The organism is Brevibacillus brevis, assembly GCF_900637055.1.
GTDB classification, from domain to species: domain Bacteria; phylum Bacillota; class Bacilli; order Brevibacillales; family Brevibacillaceae; genus Brevibacillus; species Brevibacillus brevis.
The window spans coordinates 2,831,023-2,854,875 of sequence record NZ_LR134338.1 but is presented as its reverse complement, the minus strand read 5'-3'; the positions used below and the strand labels follow the sequence as shown (position 1 = coordinate 2,854,875).

The 23,853-nt window shown below is 52.7% G+C and carries 9 protein-coding genes; all 9 read right to left on the bottom strand.

The features are described from left to right. Positions 1 to 15: 15 nt before the first annotated feature. The 9 genes from EL268_RS13980 to EL268_RS13940 all read right to left on the bottom strand — a co-directional run bounded on the left by EL268_RS13980 (position 16) and on the right by EL268_RS13940 (position 23,724). Positions 16 to 951, bottom strand: a complete 936-nt coding sequence (locus EL268_RS13980) for a GNAT family N-acetyltransferase (protein WP_106657691.1) — start codon at positions 949 to 951, stop codon at positions 16 to 18. A 17-nt stretch (positions 952 to 968) separates the two neighbouring features. Continuing rightward, positions 969 to 2,642 carry a carbamoyltransferase family protein gene (locus tag EL268_RS13975; protein ID WP_106657690.1) on the bottom strand — a complete coding sequence of 558 codons (1,674 nt, stop codon included), beginning with the start codon at positions 2,640 to 2,642 and terminating at the stop codon, positions 969 to 971. A 21-nt stretch (positions 2,643 to 2,663) separates the two neighbouring features. Next, the gene (locus EL268_RS13970) at positions 2,664 to 2,933 is read right to left on the bottom strand and encodes a hypothetical protein (RefSeq protein ID WP_106657689.1); all 270 of its coding nucleotides are present in this window, start codon (positions 2,931 to 2,933) and stop codon (positions 2,664 to 2,666) included. A 2-nt stretch (positions 2,934 to 2,935) separates the two neighbouring features. Further along, positions 2,936 to 3,679: a hypothetical protein gene (locus tag EL268_RS13965; protein WP_126435431.1), complete on the bottom strand. Its 744-nt coding sequence runs from the start codon at positions 3,677 to 3,679 to the stop codon at positions 2,936 to 2,938. 605 nt (positions 3,680 to 4,284) lie between these two features. Then, positions 4,285 to 4,545: an acyl carrier protein gene (locus tag EL268_RS13960; protein ID WP_106657687.1), complete on the bottom strand. Its 261-nt coding sequence runs from the start codon at positions 4,543 to 4,545 to the stop codon at positions 4,285 to 4,287. A 29-nt stretch (positions 4,546 to 4,574) separates the two neighbouring features. Next, positions 4,575 to 5,567: an LLM class flavin-dependent oxidoreductase gene (locus EL268_RS13955; protein WP_106657686.1), complete on the bottom strand. Its 993-nt coding sequence runs from the start codon at positions 5,565 to 5,567 to the stop codon at positions 4,575 to 4,577. Beyond that, a complete protein-coding gene (locus EL268_RS13950; RefSeq protein ID WP_106657685.1) occupies positions 5,567 to 11,233 on the bottom strand; it encodes an SDR family NAD(P)-dependent oxidoreductase in 5,667 nt (1,888 codons plus the stop codon). The genes EL268_RS13955 and EL268_RS13950 overlap by 1 nt, the downstream gene beginning before the upstream one ends. Further along, complete coding sequence (locus EL268_RS13945; RefSeq protein ID WP_106657684.1) at positions 11,224 to 15,945, bottom strand: type I polyketide synthase; 4,722 nt, start codon at positions 15,943 to 15,945, stop codon at positions 11,224 to 11,226. The genes EL268_RS13950 and EL268_RS13945 overlap by 10 nt, the downstream gene beginning before the upstream one ends. A 15-nt stretch (positions 15,946 to 15,960) precedes the next feature. After that, positions 15,961 to 23,724, bottom strand: coding sequence for an amino acid adenylation domain-containing protein (locus EL268_RS13940; RefSeq protein ID WP_377850564.1), 7,764 nt, complete (start codon positions 23,722 to 23,724; stop codon positions 15,961 to 15,963). Between the last annotated feature and the right edge of the window lie 129 nt (positions 23,725 to 23,853).

Here is a 23,853-nt window from a genome sequence, read left to right as displayed (position 1 = left end):
ATGTCCCCCTCCTTTTTACTGAGCATTCCAGTCACACCGAATCTCGATCTGCTCTTTCACAATCTCGAAACCAGCCTTTTGGTACAAGTTGCAAGCGGGAACGTTTGAGGCCGCCACATGCAACAATACCGACTGAAAGCCCTGTTTAAGCAAGTGGAACAACCCGTGTGCAACCAGCGCTTCGGCCAGTCCATGACCACGGAATTCAGGCAGCACGAACACATTTTCTATAAAACCCGCGGTCGCATCTTCTGCCCGCACCATGATCACACCTACCACCTCGTCAGCCGGCGTAAAGGCGGCGAAAGTCGTAAAATGCGGAATGCTTATGATTCCTTCCAACTGCTCCAGCGTTGCGGATTCCTCTGGAAAAGCCAATTTGTTAACCGCGAGAAACTTTTCCTTATCAGCCAAAGTCTCTAGCTTCCACTCGCGGATCTTCAAGTCGCCACGTACCAAACGATCGGGGATTTCCATATTCAGGTCACGTTGAAGCAATCGGTAGCTCTCTACCCTCTCAAATCCTTGGCCTGCCGCATAATCGAGAATCGGATGAACGGTCGCATAGTGTTGGATGCACAATTCAGTCTTGCGCGGCAACGCTTCTACCAGCATCTCTCCAACGCGCGCTCTCAAAGCCTCATACAGGGCATCGAGCACTCTCTCAGGCTGTTCTGCCTCCAGCGAGGCATTCATGTCCAGATAGATTGTGTTCGGCACATGTGATGGATCATTTGCATGAGCGAAACGGGGAATCAAGTGACCGTACCCAATCGCCTGCCTACCTTCGTAGGCTACGTACATGTTGTCCGGTTTTATCTCCGGTTTGTGGAGGTAGACCCAGTTTGCCCACGCAGGAAAATCCGGGAAGCGCTTTCTCATTTTCTTTTCAATCTCTTGCAGTTCGTCCAGCACTGCAGGGGTGTATGGGCGTACAATGATGTTTTGCATTTCACTTCCTCCGTTCTTTACATGAACACTTGCGGTTTCTTCAGGACGATATCCTCCATGATCAGCACATCCAGTGCACCTGTCATAAACGTTCGTACAGCATCGTACGGGGTACAGACCATCGGTTCGCCGCGCAGGTTGAACGACGTGTTCAACACCATCGGCAACCCCGTTTTCGCTTTGAATTTTTGGAGTAGATCATAATAACGCCAGTTTGTCTCTGCGGTCACCGTTTGTGGGCGTGAAGATCCGTCGACGTGTACAACACCCGGTATCTTGTCACGTTTGTCCACTTTGACGTTCACCGACTTCAACATGTAGCGTGAAGGGCTCATATGCTCAAACCAATCTCCAGCTTCCTCTTCGATTACTGATGGACCAAAGGGGCGAAACGACTCACGGAATTTGACGTTGTGATTCATATGATTTTGAATCCCAGGCACTGACGGGTTGGCCAGCATACTGCGGTTTCCTAGTGCGCGAGGCCCGTATTCGGCACGGCCTTGAAACCAGCCAACAGAATACCCTTGTGCCAACGACTCCGCCGCTAGTTCAGCGACATCGTCTGCCCGTTTATAAGACAGTCCCAGGTGCTCAACTGAACGAATGATCTCATCGTTGGTAAAAGACGGACCTGCGTACGGGCCGACAAGCTTTTCGATCTGATATCCGTACTGCACCGCTATTTCCGCAGCTGCCCCGATCGCCGCGCCTGCATCATTGGCAGCTGGCTGGATAAAAAGATCATCGACAATCCCGCTCCTCGCTAGTTTTCCGTTCGCCACACAGTTCAGAGCCACGCCGCCCGCTAAGCAGAGGTTACGTGAGCCTGTGCGCTCCACCAACACACGGGCAAGCGAGAAATAAGCCTGCTCCAGTGCCCTCTGGGCGGAAGCGGCCAAATTTTTGTGCTCCTCAGCAAACTCCAAGTGATCCGAGTGGCGGAATGTGACCGGGTTGTAAAGGCGCATGCTCGCATTTGGCTTGATTTTCAATCGTAAAAACTCGCGCTTCCAGATATTTTCGACCTGAGTCATGTGAAGACTGTGTTCGATGTTGATGTGATACCCGCGCTTTGCATCGATCATCAAGCGAGGAAATTCGTACACCGCTTCTCCGTAGGAAGCCAGTCCCATCGTCTTACCGGGATCATTCCAATCAAAACCTACAAATTCGGTAACAGTGGCATAGAACTCACCAAGCGACTCGTTGTGATGGATCGAATCCAGCTTCTTCAGTCGCCCGTTCTGGCCGTGATACAGGGTGGTGCAAGTGTCCTCACCCGCCCCATCCACGACAAGCACTCCAGCTGTTTCAAATGGCGAGAAGTAAAAGGTACTAGCAGCATGAGCAAGATGATGGTCGACAACTTCGACCCTCGGCAGCTTACGATAGTGGATCTTCTGTTTAGGAAACAAATTGTTCACGTCGTTGAAATAGTCTGGAAGTTTGATCTTTGTGTCAGGAATTAAGGATTGATCCCAGCTCAACGCAATGACATCCACTTCATCTAAAGTGATGCCAGCATGGCTTAGACAATATTCCATGGCAAGGTACGGCATCTGTCCACCTGGGGAGTGCGGCTTTCGGGTCAGCCGCTCCTCCTCCACCATTGCGACAATCCGGCCTTCATGCATCAAACAAGCGGCTGCATCGTGTCCCAACGGACCTGTGATTCCCAATATGTACATGTGAGTTCCTCCACGATAAGATTAGTCTACCCGTTGCACGAGTGCGTGCTTTTCAAGAAGCGTTGAGACCGTCTTGACCATCTCGGCCAGCTCTGCATTACTTACCTCGGGGTTTTGTTCCGCGATAAAACACATTAACTCTTCTTCTGTCCGTACTTCCGTCAGGAAACTGAGCAATTCGATCATCTCCGGTGAGATCTCCAAAATCTTGCCCGTTCCGCTGTGTAAAAAGTAGACGATTCCCTCTTCCTCCAGACGCTGAAGGTAATCAGATACCTTATATTGCAACACGGTCATCCCACCTTAACTTGTTTTCGCATCATGTCAAACACCTCTTGCTCCAACGCCGCGATGGTGCGAACGCGCTCAATCAACCTTTCGACCATTTGTTTGGGAGCAGCCCCTGCCTTGGCGAACATCATTTTGAGGATGTCCCACTGCTGGCAGAGTACCTCATACCGGACGACAGTCTCCTCAGAGACAGTTCCACCTTTCTGCAACTCGTGCATTACCGACAACATCTCACGACGAACGCTGGCCGGTCCCTTAGGATGAAACATGTGCTTGCCGAAGCAAGCTATGTATAGCTTGGCCAAGAGCGGGTTCAACCCCTCGACCAGCAATAGATCGGCGATCATCTTCTCAAAGTTTGCCGCACTATACCCTTTGGCCAGATCCGCTTGCAGTTGTGCTAGAAAGATCCGTTCCAGATATGAATGATCTAGCACTGGCATCTCCGTCATGCTCAGCTCCAACCACTGACATTCCGGCAAGGAAAAAGAAACGATTTCACGACGGGCTAAATCCAACTTCTCCAAACTTAGCCGTCCGCTATAAAACGTGCTGAAGACATCTACTGCCGATTCTTCCGGTAAATACTGGTTGATGGACATGAATGTCACAGTCTGAGTCGCTTCCAGATCAGGCAGCATATGGACAGCCACCCTCACAATCGGGTTCTGTCCCTTCATCAAGAGGGGTTCTAATCGGTTCCATCCTCTTTCAGACGTTACTGGGTCGTGCCAGATGGTTTTCAAACCCAGCCACTTCTCTAAATTCGTCTCGTCCGTGGGTTGGATCAGATCGACTTTCGGAAAAATATGTGAGGGATCCTCAAGGCGAGAAGAATAATGAAAATTCAGACTCCCAAAGATTATGTACAAAAAAACATCTGGAACTTCAACACCTAGTTGTCGATAGAACCAATGTTTTAATACTTCGATGAAACAATTTTTATCGTGCCTCTCTTCCACTGAAAATTTCACCTCCGTTAGGATATGTCCTAAACACACACATCTTTAATTGATCGTAAAATAGGAAATTTATAAAATTATCGTCTTCGTTACGACGTTGAAAATTAATCAGAGAAAAAGGCGAATCAGTTGATTTGCCGATTCGCCCATTTCCAACTGTGTGGCATTAGATTAGAAAGGTGTGCAAGCGTCTGCAGAAACATCTGCTACTTCTTTCACTTCGTAATTAGCCATTCTCACTGCACCTCCCCGCTATGTAACTATCCGAGATATCGTCATAAAATGACAAAATATCATCGGACTCTCTATTTATACCAATTTTAGATTTACTTGTAAATGAATTCTTTTAATTTTTTTAAAAGTTTCATTTTATCGAACAAATCGACTATTTACTCTCCTATCTTAGAAGCGATGAGATCAGCGATTTTTTTCACACTCGTAAAGTTTTCAATCAACAATTCGTCGTCTTCTACCACTACGCCTAAAGTGTTCTCGATTTCCACTAACAATTCCATCGCCTTTATAGAGTTAATGCCCAGCCGAATAAGCGGATCTTCTGGATTGATCTTCACTTCTTCTCCCAGTTCGGCCAGTTCCTTGATCTTGGTGATAATCGTTTCAATTATATGTTCCATATTTGTAGAGTTCATAGGAAACAACCTCTCTTGCGTTGGATGGATTAGCGGATCAGCGGTAGTACCCGTTCGCCAAGTCTTTGTAATTCCTCTTTCCCAGTCGATCCTGAGAATAGAAAACAATCTGCGCCTACCGACTGATAGAGACGGATGGTATCAGCAACTTCCACATACGATCCCACAATCGAAAGACTCTGAGCGGTACTTACCTGCGCTAGTCCAGCCCACAGGTTTGCCTGTAAGCGCAGGTTCTCCTTCTTGTTTAAAACACGGTTGCGGGAAATCCCCACCGAGTCACTGCTGTTCTGGTAAAGGCGAGCCATTCGCTTGTCAATCAGCCCGAAAGACGACTCCAACGCCTCGGCTGCCGCCCACGCTTCCGCAGAGGTTTCACGGGAAATCACATCAATCACCAATCCGCAGCGCGGCTGCCGTCCATAGACTTTCGCCCGTTCTCGAAAACGCGCAAACTGTTCGGCCACCTCACCAGGTTCCTGGGCATAGATCAAGTAGCAGTCTGCATAGGCTGCTGCCGAATCCATCGCCTCCTCTGAACTGCCTGCGAGAAAGAGAGACCCTGGGCTCTGAGGGTCCGGCTGCGGATAGACTTCCGCCCCACTCGCTTCGAAAAATTCACCTAGAAACGTAACAGGTCCTTGTTGAATTTTGTTCAGAAGTTCTACAAATTCCCTAGTCCTTCGATATCGAGTGGCGTGGTCCGCCACATGGGTAATCTGCCCCAGCTCGATTTTGGAGCTTCCGGTCACCACGTTAATGTCTATACGGCCCTCCGCGATCAGGTTCAGTGTGTTCCATGCTTTCGCGGTTATCATCGGCAACTGATAGTTGGTATTTTGGGCCACAAGTAGGCGGATTCGATCTGTCTTAGATGCTACATGGGTGGCAGTGATCCACGGATCCATATACCCGTTGACACTAATCGTCAGCAATGAGTCAAATGCGTAGCGTTCCGCCAGACGGGCTTGGTGGATAATGTTGTCAATATCGCCTTGTGGCAGTATCCAGCTGAATTCCATCAGTTATCCTTCCCTTCTTTCGTTGACGAGTGATCTACCGCCTCGATAGCTTGGATGGCTTTCGTCAACATCTCTTGCAGCAAAAAGGAGACAGCCGCCTGAGAACTCTCAACATCTTCGGCACGTAACGGTCTCTTACGGTAAATTCCCGTAGTATATTTGTTGACCAATTTGTTTGAGTGGAGCACCAGTTCATCGGCTAACGGTCGTAATACAGTACTCATCTCCGGACAAAAACGGCGGAGCAAGGTGTCTGCAAACAATTCCTTGGCACCGAGCACGATATATAGTTCGTTTAGCGCGTCTCCGTCCATTCTCCCCTCTCGGACCAATTCGGCCGCCAGATCAAAATCCCGCCCAGACTGTCCTGTCGCTAGCAACAGACGTAAGATCTCCAATGTTTCGGTCCGCAGAGAAGCTTCCTCCACAATAACGCCGGGAATTGGTTCAAGAGAAACCAGAACACGCGCTCCCAGCGGAAGATCGGCATAGATTTCCTCGAGTGATCCAAACTGTGCGTGGAAAGGCCCATAGGATACTTTTTGCGGACTCTCCAAATGCAGGTGGCTGTGGTTTACAATCTGATAGATGCCATTTTGCCGATTATAGCCATTGATGACCGTCAGATGATCGTTGTGTTCCTTGCGATAGTACGGCGAATAGAACATGTAAAACTCATCAAAACAAACGAGCACCAGTCTGCCACCCTCTACCAGACTACAGACTGCATCGTGCAGGCCGGAGAGTTCAGGAACAGTGGTAAGTTGAACACGCATGCCGAACTTGGCCAATAGCTGATGATCAGTTGCGTAGCCAAAAACTTTTTCTTCCGTCGAGAAAGAATACGGATAACCTTGATCTGTCAAGTTAAACCCACGTTTCAAGCCCAGCCACAGAAAAAAGTACGGGATCAAGCGTGCATTCGGTAGACCGAACTGTAATGCCAAGCCTCGGTCGTAACAGTTCAGTTGCCGCCATGACAGATCGGAAATAAGCTCGACCCCCGGAGAATCGACATAAGCCTGATCGGTGAGGTTTTTATGTGGAACCGAATCTGAGTTTTCTTCGTCATTCGCAGCCGTCTCCAAGCGTTGTGCTTGCTCAGATGATGGCTGAAATAGCTCGGCAGGTTCCGACATCATCACAACACCAAGCGATTCAAGATGCTGTGCCAGTTCATTGAGTGTTGGATGGTCAAATAGATCGGACACCTCAAGGTCCATGTGCAGGTGATCACTAATCGCGCTTACCAATTTGACGGCGAGAATCGAGTCGCCGCCAAGGGTGTAAAAATTGTCATAGACGCTGATCTCGGCAAACCCCAATGCTCCCCCCCACAACCTCCCAAGCTCTTGCTCAAACAAGGTATACTCCCCATCATGCCGCCCAGTGAGAACAACTTCCCGATATGCTTTGGTATCTTGGCGTGCTGCATTGGCGCTTAGGCGCCTTCGTTGGACCTGCAATAGAATATCCGGGCTCAGCAGGAAGGGCAAGTCGCCCTCAAATCGTGCCCATTGCAGCAAAGACATTTCCCCCGCCAGTAGATGAGCTTTCTCCTGCGCCATGGCCAAATCCAACAGGTGTAGAGCTTTTGCCGTCAAGAGAGGCTTGAACAGACGCTCTTCCTGCGCCACGTGGTACTCGACTGCCATGCCGGTCTCGCTCCAGCTCGACCATCCGATTGAGAGTGTGCTCTTGCCGCCGTGTTGGCGTGCCGCGGCAAATGCGTCGAGAAACGAGTTGGCTGCCGTGTAATCGGCTTGTCCGATTCCCCCGGTCAAAGCGGTCACCGAGGAGAAGAGCACGAAGAAATCTAGATCATCCTGTTGGGTCAATCGATCCAAATTCACGGTCCCATCCACCTTGGGAGAGACCACCTGTCGGAAGTCCCCTTCCTGCTTGCGCACCAGCAAACCTTCACCCGCAACACCCGCCGCATGTACGATTCCTTTAATCGGGCCTAGGTCTGTCCGGATCTGTTGCAACACCTCGCGCAAAGCATGTTCATCTGCTACATCGCAGGCATAGGGAACCACCTCGATGCCATGCTCCCTCATCTCGTGGATGGCTTGCAACGAGCGACGTGCTTTCACTGAGATGTCAAACTGATCTGATTCGGGCAATGGAGTACGGCTCAACAGGGCGAGCTTAATTTTTTTCATGGAACTGAAATGTTCCGCTACTTCCAAGCCGAGACCGCCCAACCCACCGGTAATGACATAGACGGCTCCCTCGTGCAGCGTGATCGACGACGCCCCTTTAGGCGAGACGCGCTGCAATTGTTGTACATAGCGTCGGCCATTACGGTACGCCGTCAAGCGATATGCGGATTGCTCTGGTCGTCCGAGCTCTGCCAGCAAGTTCGCGACCGGGGTCCGCTCGTCAACATCGAGGCAAGTCACGCGAAAATTCGCTTGCTCCTGCGCAATGCCTTTTGCCAGCCCGAACGCGCCTGCAGCATACGGATGCAGACTCCGCTCCTCGCCGGTTACCTTCGAGACGTTGCGAGCAGGCACGATCAAGTGAATTCTCGTACGTTCAGAGCGGGCGAGCCATGAATTGTACCACGTATAGAGGCTCTCGATCCCATCTTCCTCAGTGTCGAGCAACACGATTTCCACGACGGGTTCTCCGTCCGCGATAGCTAGCGTCCGTCCTTCCAAGACACGGCGGCCAGATTCGCGCAAAGCATCTGTCCACTGAGCGGCCCACGCTGATCCGCTGTGCAACACCATGGTCACTCCCAGCGGAAGATCGTACACCGCGTTGTCCAGGTCTTGGGGGATCCAAGTCAGTTCGTGTAACGCTGTACCGGCGTCGACCAGCGACAAGAACCGGTGTTCGTCAACTTCCTTGAGCAGTTTGATCGTGTACTGGGTTGCTGTCGCCAACACCTGCCCTGATTCATCAAACAGCGTGATATCGAACGATTTTGTTTCTTGCGCCCGCCCCTCCTTCATGTGTTTTACGATATGACTGTAAAAGCGATGGGGCAATGGACGATAGAACACGAACGATTTGAAGGCAAATGGGATGTAATGTCCTTCCCGGTCGAGATGGATCGGTACGTTCAGAGCATTATCGAGCAAGGCCGGATACAACGTATATCCGTCCAGGTCTTCTAGAAACTGTTCCGGCAGTTTGAGGTGAACGAGGTATTCCCCTTCACCGACTTTGATATCTGCCATGTTCGACCAGCGCGGGCCGAAATGAAAGTGGCGCATAGCGTCGGCCGGTCGCACTTCGTTTGCCTCTTGTGAGCAACGTCGACGGATCGCCACCGTGTCAGGAACGGCTGGAGCCGTTTGGTTAAGGATAGTAACTTGCCCTTCAGCGTGCAGCAACCAGTTCGTGTCTTGCTTACTGACCAGCCGGAAGTGCAGGCCGCCCATTTCTTTAGTCAGCACCGTCTGCAGTTCCAGTGATTCTCCTTCTGGCACGACCAGAGGAGCGAGGAACAGTACATCTCGAAACTCATAGGAGTGCTCTCCATACTGTTCACGACATGCCCCCAGCACCACTTCCAAAAACGCCACCCCCGGCATAACCGGATGCGTCTGCAAGCGATGCTCGTTCAAGACCCACAAGCGGTCGGCGTGCAGGGTCGTAGTGTAGATAGTCTGATCGATCGAATCAGCCATACAACGGTCTAGGAGCGGATGTTCCGCCGCCTTCGCCTGTGCCAGATCAGGCATGTGCACCTGGTTGACGCTCGCCCAGTAACGAGTCCGAGCCAATGGATAGGTCGGCAGAGACAACCGACGGTGCTGACCTTCCGGATACAGCATCTCCCACTCGATGTCCGCTCCGGCTGCATAGCACCGTGCAACCCCCTTGAGATTGCTTTGGATCGCCTCTTCCCTCGCACTGTGGTTCAGTTGACGCTTGTCCTGCTGTGAAAGATCGCCCTCCGCTCGAACTTTCTGGTCATGGACGATCTGATGGACCCCGTACCAACTCCGCTCTCCGTTCCATTCTGTCGGTGCCATCTGCAAGAACTGCGTCAATTGCGTATACAGGTCTTGGGTGCTCTCTACGAGGAGAGCCAGTCGATGACTGTAGTGACCACGGCCGGTCGCCACTGTGAAACAAATGTCGGCTAACGGAGCATGGGGCTCCCTTTCCAGATAGCGCTTGTATTGTTCCACCTGCCGAACCAGTAGTTCCTTCTGCCGCGCTGAGAGCACAAACAATCGCAGAGCTCCGCTCTCCTCCTCCAGACAACCTTTCCGAGCAGGTGCTTCTTCCAACACGATGTGACAGTTGGTGCCACTGAATCCAAACGAACTGACCCCTGCCCGCAACGGCTTATCACTATCAGGGACAAGCGGCTGAATTGTGTCGTTTACATAGAGTGGTGTCTGCGTAAACGAGATGTACGGATTGGGAGTTTGAAAATGCAAGCTCGGCGGCAATTCACGATGGCGCAGGGCGAGGATGACCTTGGTGATCGAAGCCAGACCGGAAGCACCAACCGCATGCCCGATATTGGTCTTGACCGAGCCGATGCCGCAAAATTGTTGCCTGTCAGTAAAACGGCGGAATGCTTCGGTCAACGCTTTGACTTCAATAGGGTCCCCGATCACAGTGCCTGTGCCATGTGCTTCCACATAGCGGATCGTCTCCGCATTGACCTTAGCGTTTTTCCACGCTTGCACGATCAAGTCTTCCTGAGCCGAAGCGTTCGGGGCAGTGATACCGTTGGAGGCACCATCGTTGTTCGTTGCGCTTCCTTTGATCACAGCATGAATCGGATCTCCATCCGCTATCGCTTTAGAGAGCGGCTTGAGCAACAGTGCACCGACCCCTTCGCTCCACAGCGTTCCCTTGGCTTCTTTGTCAAACGTTCGCACGATGGTCTCAGAGGTCTCTACCATTTTCATGTCACCATCCGGATTGATCAGCGGCAGGAACGACAGGTTGATTCCCCCTGCTACCGCCATCTCACACTCTTTGTTTCGAAGCGCCTGACACGCCTCATGAATGGCAACCAGTCCAGACGAACAAGCCGTGTCAATTACTTGGCTAGGACCTTGTAAATTGAAGATGTAAGATAAACGGCTGGCGAGAATTCCCGTCCACGAACCGGTAAGGTGCATCGCATCCGGCTCCGTCACCATCTTGTATAGTTGCATATTGGTATGATCCTTGCCGACGAAAACACCCGTCCGGGTGCCGACGATCTTGTCGCCGCCATACCCCGCATCTTCGATCGCCTGATAAGCTGTCTCCAAAAAGACACGCTGCCACGGATCCATATAGGTGGCCTCTCGCGGGGAGATGCGAAAAAAGGCTGCATCGAATGTGTCAATTGCATCAAGGTATCCGCCTGCCCCAAGTAGAACGGACAGCTCCTCTTCGGAGGGCGGCTGCCTGCCAAGCAGTAGTTGAGCGAAATACGGAACAGCAAGAATCTCAGCTACATCCCGACTCCTCTGTTCAGGAAACGAGGTTATCCCGTTGACACCGTTTCTGAGCAAACTCCAATACTCATCGATGCTGTTTGCAGAAGGATATCGTCCGGCCATGCCGATGATCGCGATCTCTTCGTCCTTAACGTTCTTGTTCAGTGACTGAAGTTCTTTCAACAGGCTCTTGGCATCCTGAGGATCGAGCTTTTTCTGAGCTACCTGATTAAATATGTAGTCCTTGATCAATCCCATTCGTCTTCCTCATCCTCCCATCGGAGCAGCTTATCCGCTTCCTTCGAGTCAAGCTCTCCACTGGCCAATTTACGTAGGACGCGCTCGATCTCATCGTCGTCCTCCGCCTCTTCCACCGCCTCGGGGTGCTCTGAAGCAGGTGCAGACACTTTTCCTTGCTTCTTCTCCAAATACGCAGCCATTTCGTACACGGACGAATACGTAAATATATCAGAAATGTCGATCAGGGAACCAAATTCGGCCTCCAAAGCTCTCAACATGCTAGCTGCCAATATCGAATCACCGCCCATGTCATGGAAACTGTCATAGACGTCAATCTCATCGAGTTCGAGTACTCCGGCCCAGATTTTCGCCAAGCGGATTTCGGTCTCGCTCAACCCCTGATCACCGTACCCGCGTATAGCGACCGCTTCCGATGGACGCACAACCTTATCAGCCGAGATAGAGCGCCCAACCATTTGAGCAACTCGACGGGAGATGAGACGGCGCAAGTCCGGAGAGAGCGGCAACAAATAGTCGTTGTCCTGCACGCTGCCGAGCACCGCATCGTTTAGCTTTCCAACCAGCACTTGCACGACATTTTTGCTCAGCAATTGATCCAGCACCTGTAACGCAGTTGCCGTGCGTATGCTCTGCAGGAATCCGCGATCTTCTACTCCGTAGTCAACCGCCATCCCCGTCTCCTTCCACGCTGGCCAGTTGATCGCCAACGTGCGTTTGCCTTGTGAATTGCGGAAAGCTGCATACGCATCGAGAAAAGCGTTTGCGGCAGCATAATCCCCTTGACCGACACCTCCCGTGAGTGCAGAGATCGACGAGAAGAATACGAAGAAATCGAGTTCGTCCTCTGCCGTCAGCCTGTCGAGCAGTATTGTTCCGCTGACTTTCGGCGTAAGTACGTGGCAGAACGTCTCGCGTTTTTTGTGGAACAAGAAACCATCCCCAGCCACACCTGCTGCATGAACGATCCCCCTTATTCGACCGTATCGCTCCCGCAGACCTCGCAATACAGGGCCAATCTCCGCTTCCACAGAGATGTCCGCTTTACAGACACACACCTCAGCACCCATCTGCTCCATCTCGATCAAGGCGCGGATCGCGCGCGTGATTTTGGGCGGTGTATCCCCACGATCCATCCAGGACGTCCATTCCTCACGTGGAGGAAATGTTGAACGGCTAAGAAACGCTAGCTTAACATTCGGGACATTCGCCCAATGCCTGCCCACTTCAAGACCCAGACCGCCGATTCCGCCGGTGATCAAATAAACACCGTCGGTTTTCAAAGCAAAAGGCACATCGGGTTGTGCTTGCAAATCAAACATGCTAAGTTGTGGGGTCCATCGAGTCCCAGCACGATAGCCGACTATGTAAGACGATGGTTCGTTGACGAGTTCCTTCCATAGAATAACGTCATCGGTGGACCGATCCCGATCGATACATCGAACGCGTAGATGCTCGAACTCTTCATGTATCACTTTTCCGAGTGCAAACGCTGCGGCTGTCAGCGGTTGCAATTCCCCTTCCTCACCGGTAATTCGATTCGCGTTCGTACCGAGCAGTGTCAGTTCAAGAGGATGATTCCAACGATTGGCGGATAAGGCCTTAGCCAATCCAAACAGATCTTCCGGCGTTTCCCCGTCAAGGAAATAAACGATTTGGCTGATGGAAGCCTCTCTCAATGAGCCGAGCAGTTCCGTCAGCTCCGTTTCCCTGTCTGTACCTTTCAGGTTCACCCTGACAACGGCGCGCTCTTCCTGCTTAGCCATCCGCAGAAATGGTTCCGCCGCATGTGCATCGCGCAACAAGAGCAGCAGGCCGCCTGTGTAGGTAACTTTTTGCTCGTTTCGGAACTCTTGTTTCCACTCCATTCGAAACATCTCGTTCACTTGCAAGCCCTGGTAGGTGACACCTTCTGGACGTACCTTCTTGACCACGTAGTCCTCCGCTTCCGCCACGACCTGACCTTCTGAGTCAAACAAAACCGCGTCAAAAGTCGCAGTCTCAGCATGAGCCTGCAAGGGGGATTTCAAGACCACCCAACTGGTGAACGCTTGCGGTATAGGTGCATACACGCGAAGCTTCTTGTATGTCCAAGGCAGATACATCCCGTCACCCACATGGTTGATCGCGATGTTCATTGCGTTATCGAACAGCGCCGGGTGAAGTACAAATTCGGTAAGATCAGGCGCATAGTCGTCATGCAATCGCAAGTCAACCAGCACTTCCCCTTCCATCGCGCGGATCAAATCGATGTTATGCCAACGAGGACCAAACTCGATAGCGCCTTGATGCTGTTCCTCCTGATGAATCTGCATCTTGCCTGTGAATCGGGCCGCTAGTTCCCCAACATCCAGAGGCGGAGCTTTTCGTTCTGAAAAGGATAATCTCCCCTCGCAGTGCTTGATCCACTGTTCGGCCGTGTCCCCGCGACTGACGATGGTAAAGGAGATCGGTTCGATTTCTTCTTTCAACATAACGTGAACTTCACGACTTTCCCCTGCTCCGACGATGAGTGGCGCCAGGAAGATTACCCCTTCCAGTTCCGAACTCTGGCCCGGTGCCAGCAACAAAGACAATTGTCGGATCATCTCCAGATACGTTGTCCCTGGCACCACCCCTTGCCCGTTGATCAGGTGCTCAGACAGCATCCAATGCGTATCGAAGCCGAACTGACTCCCATAAACGCGCAGATGCATCGTATCGGCCAAGATTCGATCGATCAGGAACGAGATACGCGGTCCGGCGGGTTGTGAAAGCGTCACCCGATTAGCGTTCTCCACCCAGTATCGCTTCTTAGCAAAAGGGTACAGCGGAAGAGCCACTTTGCGGTATGGCTGCCCTCCATACCATGCAGTCCAATCTACATCTGCACCACTTACATACAAGTGGATCCAGCCCTCCAGACAGTCAGCTTTTCCCAGCAGCGTCCGCGCCTCTACTGACAACTGTCTCTTGCGCTCTTCCGTCAGCTCTCCCTGAGCAAGAACGCCTTTTTGCTCGGGAATGATGCGGTGTTCTCCCCAGTAGATCCCACGTTGGGGGTCGGAGATCAATTGCTGACTGTAGACGAGTGTAGCCAATTGATTTCGGAGTTCCACATGGTTGTTGAATAGCAATGCCAGCCTTGTAGTGTAATGACCTCGCCCAACACTCGCTGTCGCGCAAAGGTCGAAAAGGTTAAGATTCGTTTCGCAGACGAGCAGACGATGGTATCGTTGGGTCAGTTCGCGAAGTGCCTCTTGAGATTTGGCAGAGATCGGAAGCACATACGGCCCGCTCCGATCGGCAGACTGGCCGTCCATTTCAATAGGTGGCGCTTCTTCTAATACCACATGGCAGTTGGTCCCGCTAAGCCCAAAGGAAGATACTCCACAGCGCCGCGGCATGCCATGACGCTCCCACGGCGTGCACCGGTCATTGACGTACAGCGCTGTTGAAGGGAACGAGATGTTTCGATTTGGCTTTTGAAAATGCAACGTTGGAGGCAATTGCCCGTACTGCATCGCTGCAATCGCTTTGACCACGCCGGCCAATCCGGCAAGATGGTCGAGGTGCCCGACGTTTGACTTGACGGATCCTATTGCACAAAACTGTTTTCGTTGTGTAAAGCGGTTGAACGCACGAGTTAGCCCCTCCATTTCGATCGGATCGCCAAGCTTCGTTCCCGTCCCATGCGCTTCAATTAAGCCAATTGTTTCGGGGTTCACTTGGGCATCTTGCCAGGCCCGGATGATTACATCCTCCTGTGCAGCAGCACTTGGAGCGGTGATACCGATGGAACTGCCGTCTTGGTTGATCGCGCTCCCCTTGATCACCGCGTAGATGCGGTCCCCGTCTCGTAGAGCACTCGGCAATGGTTTCAACAACATCGCGATGACGCCCTCACCAAATCCCGTTCCGTCAGCATCATCGTCAAACGTCCTTGCTTTTGCCGAGGTCGAGACAATATCTAGGCCTTCTTGACGGACTCGAAGCGGCAACAAGTTGAGCTTGACCCCGCCCACTAACGCATTATCACAGTCGCCATTTCGCAACCCCTGTACAGCAAGATGCAACGCTACCAGCGACGAGGAGCAGGCTGTGTCGACCAAAAGTGCCGGGCCATGCAAGTCCAGCAAGTACGCGATGCGGCTGGCGATGATGGACGAGATATTGCCTGGTACTGAGAGGGGCAGTTGTTCCGGGCTCTGATTCGCGATCATATCTTTGTATGCCTCGCTAAAATCACCTGTGTACCCGACATAGACCCCGGTACGGGTGGAGGATAACCTCCGCCCACCGTACCCAGCATCCTCCAACACTTTCCATGCAGTCTGCAAAAACAACCGCTGCTGTGGGTCCATCAATCTTGCTTCAACAGGCGAGATCTGAAAAAAGGCGGCGTCAAACTTATCCACTTCGCTCAAATACGAGCCTCGCGCATAGTCAGGCTCCTCCTGCCCGGCCTGGATGTGCGTGAGCAGTGGGTCTGTATCTTTCCTCCGTACGGCTGGAAAAGGAGCGACGCAATCGATTCCCTGTTGCAGATGGCTCCAGAACTGGGCTAATTCATCGGCATGCGGAAGTTGGATTGACAAGCCGACAACGGCAACCTCGTCCCGCTCCCCTGCTTTTTCTTCCAGTTTTAAACGCTTGAGAATCTCAACCCCAATCGTTTTATCAATGTTGCCGGACGCAGTCTTTTCGATGACATATTGAGTGACGTTGCTCACTTTTACCTCCGTGTGTTACGAATATTTTTTAACTGCTTCGTCCAGCGAGAGCTTACCGGAAGAAATCTGATCGAACATGTCCAACAACTCTTGTTCCAATTCAGCCTCCCCTATCTTAGGAGGAGCTATCACAAGCGGCCCTGGCTCTGCCTGATCGCTGTCCAGGTAGGCCGCAATCTTGGCGATTGTGGTGTGCGTGAACAGATCGACGATGCGCAGCCGTCCCGGATACTGTTCCGAGAGGCGGTAGTGCATCTGACTGACGAGGAACGAGTTACCCCCGATTTCGAAGAAATTATCGTGGATGCCAACGCCTTTCCAACCGAGCAGCTCCTCCCAAATCTGACTGATCAAGCGCTCCGTCCCCGTGGTTGGCAGGGACAATTCTCCCTCGTCGGTGAGTCGGTCCGGCAACGTACGCCCCGCGAGTTCCTGACGGTCGATCTTGCCGTTGGCCGTCCTTGGCAATTCCCCGAGTGCAAAGAAGTGCGACGGGATCATATACTCGGGCAAACTCTCCCGCAGATGATCCCGCAACCGAGCGGCCGTGACATCGTCCGGTGAGACGTAATAGCAAACCAACTTGTTTGTATCCCCTTCGCTCAATGCGACTACAGCCGTCTCGCTCACGGAGCCGATTCGGAGTAAAACGCTTTCTATCTCTCCCGCTTCAATGCGGTATCCGCGCACTTTGATCAGGCCGTCCCGGCGCCCGAGATACTCAATCACGCCTTTTGATGAGTAGCGTCCGATATCGCCCGTGCGGTACACACGATCCCTTGTCTTTGGATCGATGGAGTAGGCCTTGGCAGTCTGTACGGGATCTTTGTAATAGCCGGGTGTCACGTTGAGACCGCATATGCAGATCTCACCGGGCACACCGACTGGACACAACATGCCCTGTTCATCCAAGATCATAACGGCGTTGTTGACGAGAGGTCGTCCAATCGGCAGAATCCCGTTTATCCAATCGAGCTGCTCAACTTGGTAGCACGTCGCCCAGATCGTGGCTTCAGTTGGACCATACATATTCATTAATTCCGCTTGTGGAAAGAGAGCGAGAATCTCCTTGGCCAGTTCAGCGCTCCAGGCCTCCCCGCCGATCATGATCCGGCGGATGCTACTTTTTCCAGCCCATTCGGTTAGGTCGCTTCTGCTGCGCAAATAGAGCACCAACTGGTGAAACAAGGCCGGCACGGAATGCCATATCGTAATGCCATTGCCATGAAGATAGGTAAGCAGTTCTTCTGGATTCGTTAACAGCTCCTGCGAAATTATATGCAAGCCTGCCCCGCTGAGCAGTGCCCCGAAGATCTCAAAAACGGAGATGTCAAATGATATCGAAGTAACCCACGCCATCTGATCCCCACGGCCGAGACGTCCCTGAGCGATGCTGCCGAGGAGAAAATTCATCGCATTCAACTGGGTGACCATCACTCCTTTGGGACGGCCCGTGGAACCAGAGGTGTAAATCAGGTACATCAGATCGTCAAGACTGGACTGCAGCTTTAAGCCACTCGAGTCTTGCGCCTCGATGTCCGATCTGAGCCACACCTGGGAGACACCCGTCCAGATCGTGTGATCCGATCCGGTCAGATCCAGCACCTTTTCCAACAGAGGCAAATCGGCGCTCAAAACACGGAATCTCTCCGCTTGTTCTGCTTCGCTGATCAGCACCTGCACCTCACTGTGCTGCAACATGTAACAGACCCGATCCAGCGGGTATTGAGGATCAATCGGTACATAGGCCCCGCCAGCTTTTAAAATGCCAAGGATGCCCGCGATCAGTGGCAGCCCTCTGTTCAGCAACAGACCGACCGGCTGATTCCGGGTGACCCCCGCCTCCCTCAACAGGTGGGCGATGCGGTTCGACCAAGCCTCGAGTTCCCCATATGTGACTCGCTGATCGAAATACGTCACTGCTGTCTCACCCATATGGGTGGCAGCGATCTGTTCGAACCGCTGTATGACCGTGAGTTCTGGCACGCTTTCAGGGTCGAAATTCGTATACAATTCCCGCACATCTGCCTCTGCTGTCTCTCCCAATAACCGTACATTTGCGAGAATAACTTGCTCGTGATCGGTGATCACCTTTACCAGATGGAGGAAATACTCTGTTAAGCGCTCAATTGTCTTCGCGGTATATAAGTCTGTGTTATACTCCCAGCGCACTTCGATCTTGCTATCCGTTTCTTTGCAGAGGAAACAAAGTTCGTACAGACTCTGTCGCTCATTCGCTTGATAGTTCTCGAAAAATTGAAACATCGTCTGAAAGATCGGACTGCGGCTCAAGTCCCGCTCCGGGTTGACTTTCGAGACCAGCAAGTCGAAGGGATAGCGACTGTTCGCATAAGCCTTGACACTTTTAGCCTGAACAACCCGCAATAAATCGTCAAACGTGTGCAAGTCAGCGAACGAGACCCGCAGACAAATCATATTCATGAACAAACCAAGAACTGATTCCCATTCCTTCGACTCGCGGCCAGCGATGGGAAACCCGACGACGATCTCGTCTTGCTGGGACAGCTTTTGCAGAAGGAGGAAGTAGCTAGAAAGGAGCAACATGTGCAACGTTGCCTGATTGCGCTTGGCTAGCTCCTTCAATCTCGCCGAACGCTCCGCATCGATTTCGAACACATGATAGCTGCCGTTGTATGTCTGCAACTGCGGGCGCGGATAGTCGGTCGCAATCTCCAGTACGGGAAGAGGTTTCGTAAGTTCCTCAAGCCAATAACGTTCCATATTTGCAAATTCTGTACTTTGCATCCACGCGGCTTGTGTTTCAACCCAGTCCTGATATTGCACACGCAGAGGCGGTAATTCGAGCTCCGTACCTTTCAGTCGGCTCTCGTAGAGACGTTGCCATTCATCCAGCAACAAGAGCATGCTCCAGCCGTCTGTGATCAGATGGTGGATCGTCATTGCAATCACTTGCCGATCAGCACCTGTCATGAACACTTTGACCCTCCAGAGAGGCTCGCTAAAATCAATTGTCCGTTCGTGCTCTTCATTCAGCAGATCATGCAGCAGAACTTCGTCCGCCTCGACCCATTCCACAACAGGTTCATGCGATGGCAGCACCGCTTGTTTTGGGACACCTGACTCCTCGCGGATCACGGTGCGCAGTGCGGCATGCCGAGCGGTCAAGATACGCAAGGCTGAAAGAAATGCCTCCGGGTCGAGCCCCCTCATTTCAAAGTTTGCCCTCAAATTATAGACATGAATGCCCGGGTCTATCTGATGTAGGAACCAGAGGCGTTGTTGCCCGCTTGACAATTCGCCGACGTGTTCTTCTGCTCTAGTTCCTGCCGCCACTTCCGCGGGGACTTCCCGTTCGGCATCACCAATAGCTCGTGTCAACTCATAAATGGTCAGGTGTTGAAACAGGTCACTGATTGACACTCTAGTCTGTAGTCTTTCTTCTATTAAATTGGCGATCTTAATCGCAAGAATCGAATCCCCGCCGTATTCGTAGAAATTGTCGTGGATGTTCACTGTGTCGAGCCCCAGTACTTCGGCCCAGATGGCGGCGATCTGTTGCTCCCGCTCGGTGTAATCGCCTTCAGAACGGCCGCTCAGCACCACTGAAGCCGGTCGAATCAGCGATCTGGTAGTACGCTTGTTACGCTTTGAAGCAGACAATCTGCTGACCTCACGATGTATCTCCTCTGACAACAGGTAAGGGGCTTGATCCATGACATTCGTTAACAGATCATAATTCAACCTGCCGATAATCACTTGATGACGTTCCGGCGGCAACACAGCGGCCAGCCCTTGCAGAGCTTCTTCGGTGGTCAGGGATCGAAAAATACCGTCCGCAGTTACGCCATAGTCAAACGCCATGCCTGCCTCTTTCCAGGTAGACCAATTGATCGACAGCATCGGACGTCCCTTGCGTCTTTGTTCAGCCGCAAACGCGTCGAGATAGGCATTAGCTGCTGTATAGTCTCCCTGTCCTGCTCCGGATAGAATCGCGGTCACAGATGAGAACAGGATGAAGAAGTCGAGATCGTCTAACTGCGTCAACCGATTCAGCCACCATGTCCCTTCCACCTTCGGAGCGAGCACCTTGCGGAAGTCTACCTCGTGCTTGCGTATCAAAAATCCGTCTCCTGCCACCCCCGCTCCGTGAAACACACCGCGCAACGGCCCATGTTCTCGTACTTTCTGCAGAGCGCTTCGCAAGGAGTCGGCATCGGCTACATCACCTTGCACAAGCAAAAGTTTTGCACCCGAGGCTTCCAGCGTCAGTATTTTACGAATCTGGTGCGACAGTTTATCTTCGCCGCTTGACAACTCCGCCCAGCGCGCACGCTCCGGCAGCGGCGAACGATGCAACAAAGCGACCGTGACGTTCTGTTGGGTTAGCCAATGAGCAAGCTCCAACCCGATCCCGCCGGTGCCCCCGGTGATCAGATAGATGCCGTCGCGACGCAACGCGAACGAGGAATCGCTTAGTTGTGTATGTGACGGCCGCACTTCCGGGGTATAACGGACTCCCCCGCGGTATGCAATGCTGTACGGGGCTTCTTGTGAACTCAGTTCCCGCCACAGCACATCAAGCCCGGTAGCTTCGTCAAGATCGATCGTCCGACAGCGCAAGTTTAGCGCTTCTTCCCCGATTACCTTACCAAGACCAAGCAATGAGGCCTGTTCGGGCTTGATCACCGTTTCCTTCCCTGTGACCGCCGACGCATGATCGGCGATTAGAACGATCTGTATATCCTGCTTGCCGCGGCTGTTCATCAAGCATCGCGACAGACGCAACAGGCTGAGCACACCTCGCTCTTGATTGGCTTTGAGTTGCTCGATACCCTCAGCAGGCTTGCAGTTCCAGGTGAACAGATGGTACAGATGTTTCCACGGGACGTCGTCCGTCTCCCTCAGCAAACGTGCATAGTCGTCCTCGGTGCCACTCACGAGATAGCGATCGCCTCCCAGACTCCGGTACTCCTGTCCCCATTGCACCTCAATCACACGCCGCCCATTTTCCCGCAACCGATCAGCCAACTGATCGGCCAGACCGGAGTCGTCCTTCAAAATACAGACAGCTTCATTCGTCCATGCCGTAGTCTCCTTGAGCGGGGTCTCCCTCCACTCGGTCATATAGAACATCGTCTGTTCCTGACCGATCGGTACTCGGATCGTGGAAAATTCTCCGATCTCTGCCAGAACACACCCGCTCACATCGAACAGCTGCACTTTATAGACCTGCAAGTCGTCTGTCGAAACTTCGAGCCTGCGTACCCTCGAATAGAAACGTTCCGGCAACGGACGATAAAGACGTAGATTACGGTAGGAGAAAGCGAGATGCATCCCCTTTCCTTTTTGATCCGCTAAATCGACAACGGAGCCTGTCGCCCTGTCAAGAAGAGCGGGGTGAAGGGAATAATCGCCAAGTTCCTCCTGATGCGAAGAGGGCATCGTGATCTCGATGAGCGCTTCCTCCTCCCCGATCCACATGTTCGTGACGCATTGAAAATGCGGTCCAAACAGGATGCTATCTCCTGCCGCCACTACGTTCTCTTCTCTCTTTGCAAGATGCGGACACCGGGCGAACACAGCTTCCATATCGACATCCGCCTGCACGCCCTCCTCCGAATTCTCCAACAAGCCGGTTGCGTGCAACATCCACGTATCGTCCCCACCTTGTGAGCAGAGCGTGACGCGCATCCCATCAGCAGTCTTCGACAACACGGTCTGCAATGTGCGGGTCTCCCCGTCCTCGACTGTAAACGGCGCCAAAAACTGCATCTCGGCAACCGTGATCGGCTCTTGCATGCCATATTCACGCGCAGCCTCCAGCGAAATTTCCAGATACGCTGTGCCGGGTAGGACCGCCTTAGTGCCGATGCGATGCTCCTCCAACACCCAATATGTGGCGTCCAGGTCAGTCTCGTAGATCGCGCCTTCCATCGTTATCGCCTGACAACGGTCGACCAACGGTGTGGTCAGCTTCTTTGGCCTGCCGACATCCTCCCGTTGTTTCAACAGTAGTCCGTCAACTTGTACCCAATGGCGCAACCTGTCAAAGGGATATACAGGGAGACGCATCGCCCGATGCCCGATCTTGTAAAGAACACTCCAATCTATCTCTGCCCCGGCCAGATAGGATGCGCACAACTCCTCGGCCAGCTCCGGGGTCACCCCGTTCGGAGCGTGGACCAAGCGACGGTTGATCTCCGCGCTCATGCGGATTACATCTTGTTCAGACAATTCCCCTTGTTGCCGCTCCCCTTTGCGATGGACGATTTTGTGCTTTCCATAACCAGCCCCCTGCACCTGCCGAGTGATCTCCTCCCCCGTGACATGCAACACCTGCCGCAAGCGATCTCGAAGCTCCTTTACCGTTCTCACCTGGAAGATCATGCGCTCCTGATAATGCCCCCGCCCGGTGTTCGCCGTGTAGCACAAGTCCGACAGAGACACTTTCTCATGGTTTTGCAGATAGCGGAGATGACGGCGCAAAGACTCGCGTAATGCAGGGTAGGACTTGGCGGACAGAGTGAAGAGATGCAGCTCCGTTCCAGCCGGTGCTCTTTCTGGGAGCTGAGGAGCTTCTTCCAGTACCACATGGGCGTTCGTGCCAGAGAATCCAAATGCGCTCACCCCGCAGCGGCGCGGATGGTCAGCGCTCTCCCAGTTCCTCAGACGGTCATTCACATAGACTGGTGAGTCTACAAAGTTGATAAACGGGTTCGGTGTTTCAAAACCGATCGTTTGCGGCAACTGAGCATGTTCCAAGGCCAGCACCATCTTGATCAACGACGCAATACCGGAATTGCCGACCGTGTGTCCAATGTTGGTCTTGACAGAGCCAATCCCGCAAAATTGCCGCTTATCCGTATGGGCGCGAAACGCTTTGGCGATTCCTTTGATCTCAATGGGATCCCCGAGCTGAGTGCCGGTGCCGTGCGTCTCGATGTAGGAGATCGTCTCCGGGTGGATTCCGGACATCTTCCACGCCATTTGCAAGACCTCTGCCTGAGCATCGGCATTCGGCGCGGTGATCCCGTTCGACTGACCATCATTATTGATGGCGCTGCCTTTGATTACCGCCCGGATCGGGTCGCCATCCCGCAATGCCTGTTCCAGGGGCTTTAACAACAGTACGCCGACGCCTTCTCCCCAGACTGTGCCGTTGGCATCCTTGTCGAAGGCACGGATGATCCCGGTACCCGCTTCATGCACCAGATCCTTGCCTGCCGGAAATATGAACGTGGAGAGGCCACCGACTAGCGCCTGCTGGAATTCGTTGTTACGAAGTCCCTGACAGGCCATATGAAGAGCAACCAACCCTGATGAACAAGCTGTATCGAGAACCAGACTCGGACCACGCAAGTTGAGCAGATACTGGATGCGACTTGCAGTGATGCCCGTGTGTGAACCGACGAGGGCGAGTTCATCCTCTTCTTCAATTAATTGGCGATACTGATTGTTGAAATTAGTCTCCTGTCCAATGTAGACAGCCGTCTTCGTATTCTTGAGTTTTTCCTTGCCGACACCTGCATCCTCCATTGCTTCCCACGCTGTCTCCAGAAATAGGCGTTGATTGGGGTCCATCGCCTCTGCTTCCTTTCGCGAAATACGAAAGAACGGCGCATCGAACTGATCCACATGGGACAGATAACCGCCTTTGCGATATTCGACACCCTTTGGCAGGAACGGGTCTGTGTCACGCCTGCGGGAATGTGGGAATTCCCCCGTCGTGCGTACTCCGTTCATCAGCACGCCCCAATACTCTTCCGGTGATTGTGCCCCCGGAAGCTGGCAGGCCATCCCGATGATGGCGATGTCCTGTTTTGTTTTTGCAGCAGACGCCCCTTCCGCCTTTACAATCTCTTTGAGTAGCCGCTTCGCCTCGTCCTTGCTGAGCTGGTTTACGGCGACTTGGTGGAGGATATAATT

Excerpts from the sequence above, each read along its gene's own strand:
- EL268_RS13980 (WP_106657691.1), bottom strand. The coding sequence starts at position 951 with ATGCAAAACATCATTGTACGCCCATACACCCCTGCAGTGCTGGACGAA.
- EL268_RS13975 (WP_106657690.1), bottom strand. The coding sequence starts at position 2,642 with ATGTACATATTGGGAATCACAGGTCCGTTGGGACACGATGCAGCCGCT.
- EL268_RS13960 (WP_106657687.1), bottom strand. The coding sequence starts at position 4,545 with ATGAACTCTACAAATATGGAACATATAATTGAAACGATTATCACCAAG.
- EL268_RS13955 (WP_106657686.1), bottom strand. The coding sequence starts at position 5,567 with ATGGAATTCAGCTGGATACTGCCACAAGGCGATATTGACAACATTATC.
- EL268_RS13950 (WP_106657685.1), bottom strand. The coding sequence starts at position 11,233 with ATGGGATTGATCAAGGACTACATATTTAATCAGGTAGCTCAGAAAAAG.
- EL268_RS13940 (WP_377850564.1), bottom strand. The coding sequence starts at position 23,724 with ATGGCCTGCCAGCTTCCGGGGGCACAATCACCGGAAGAGTATTGGGGC.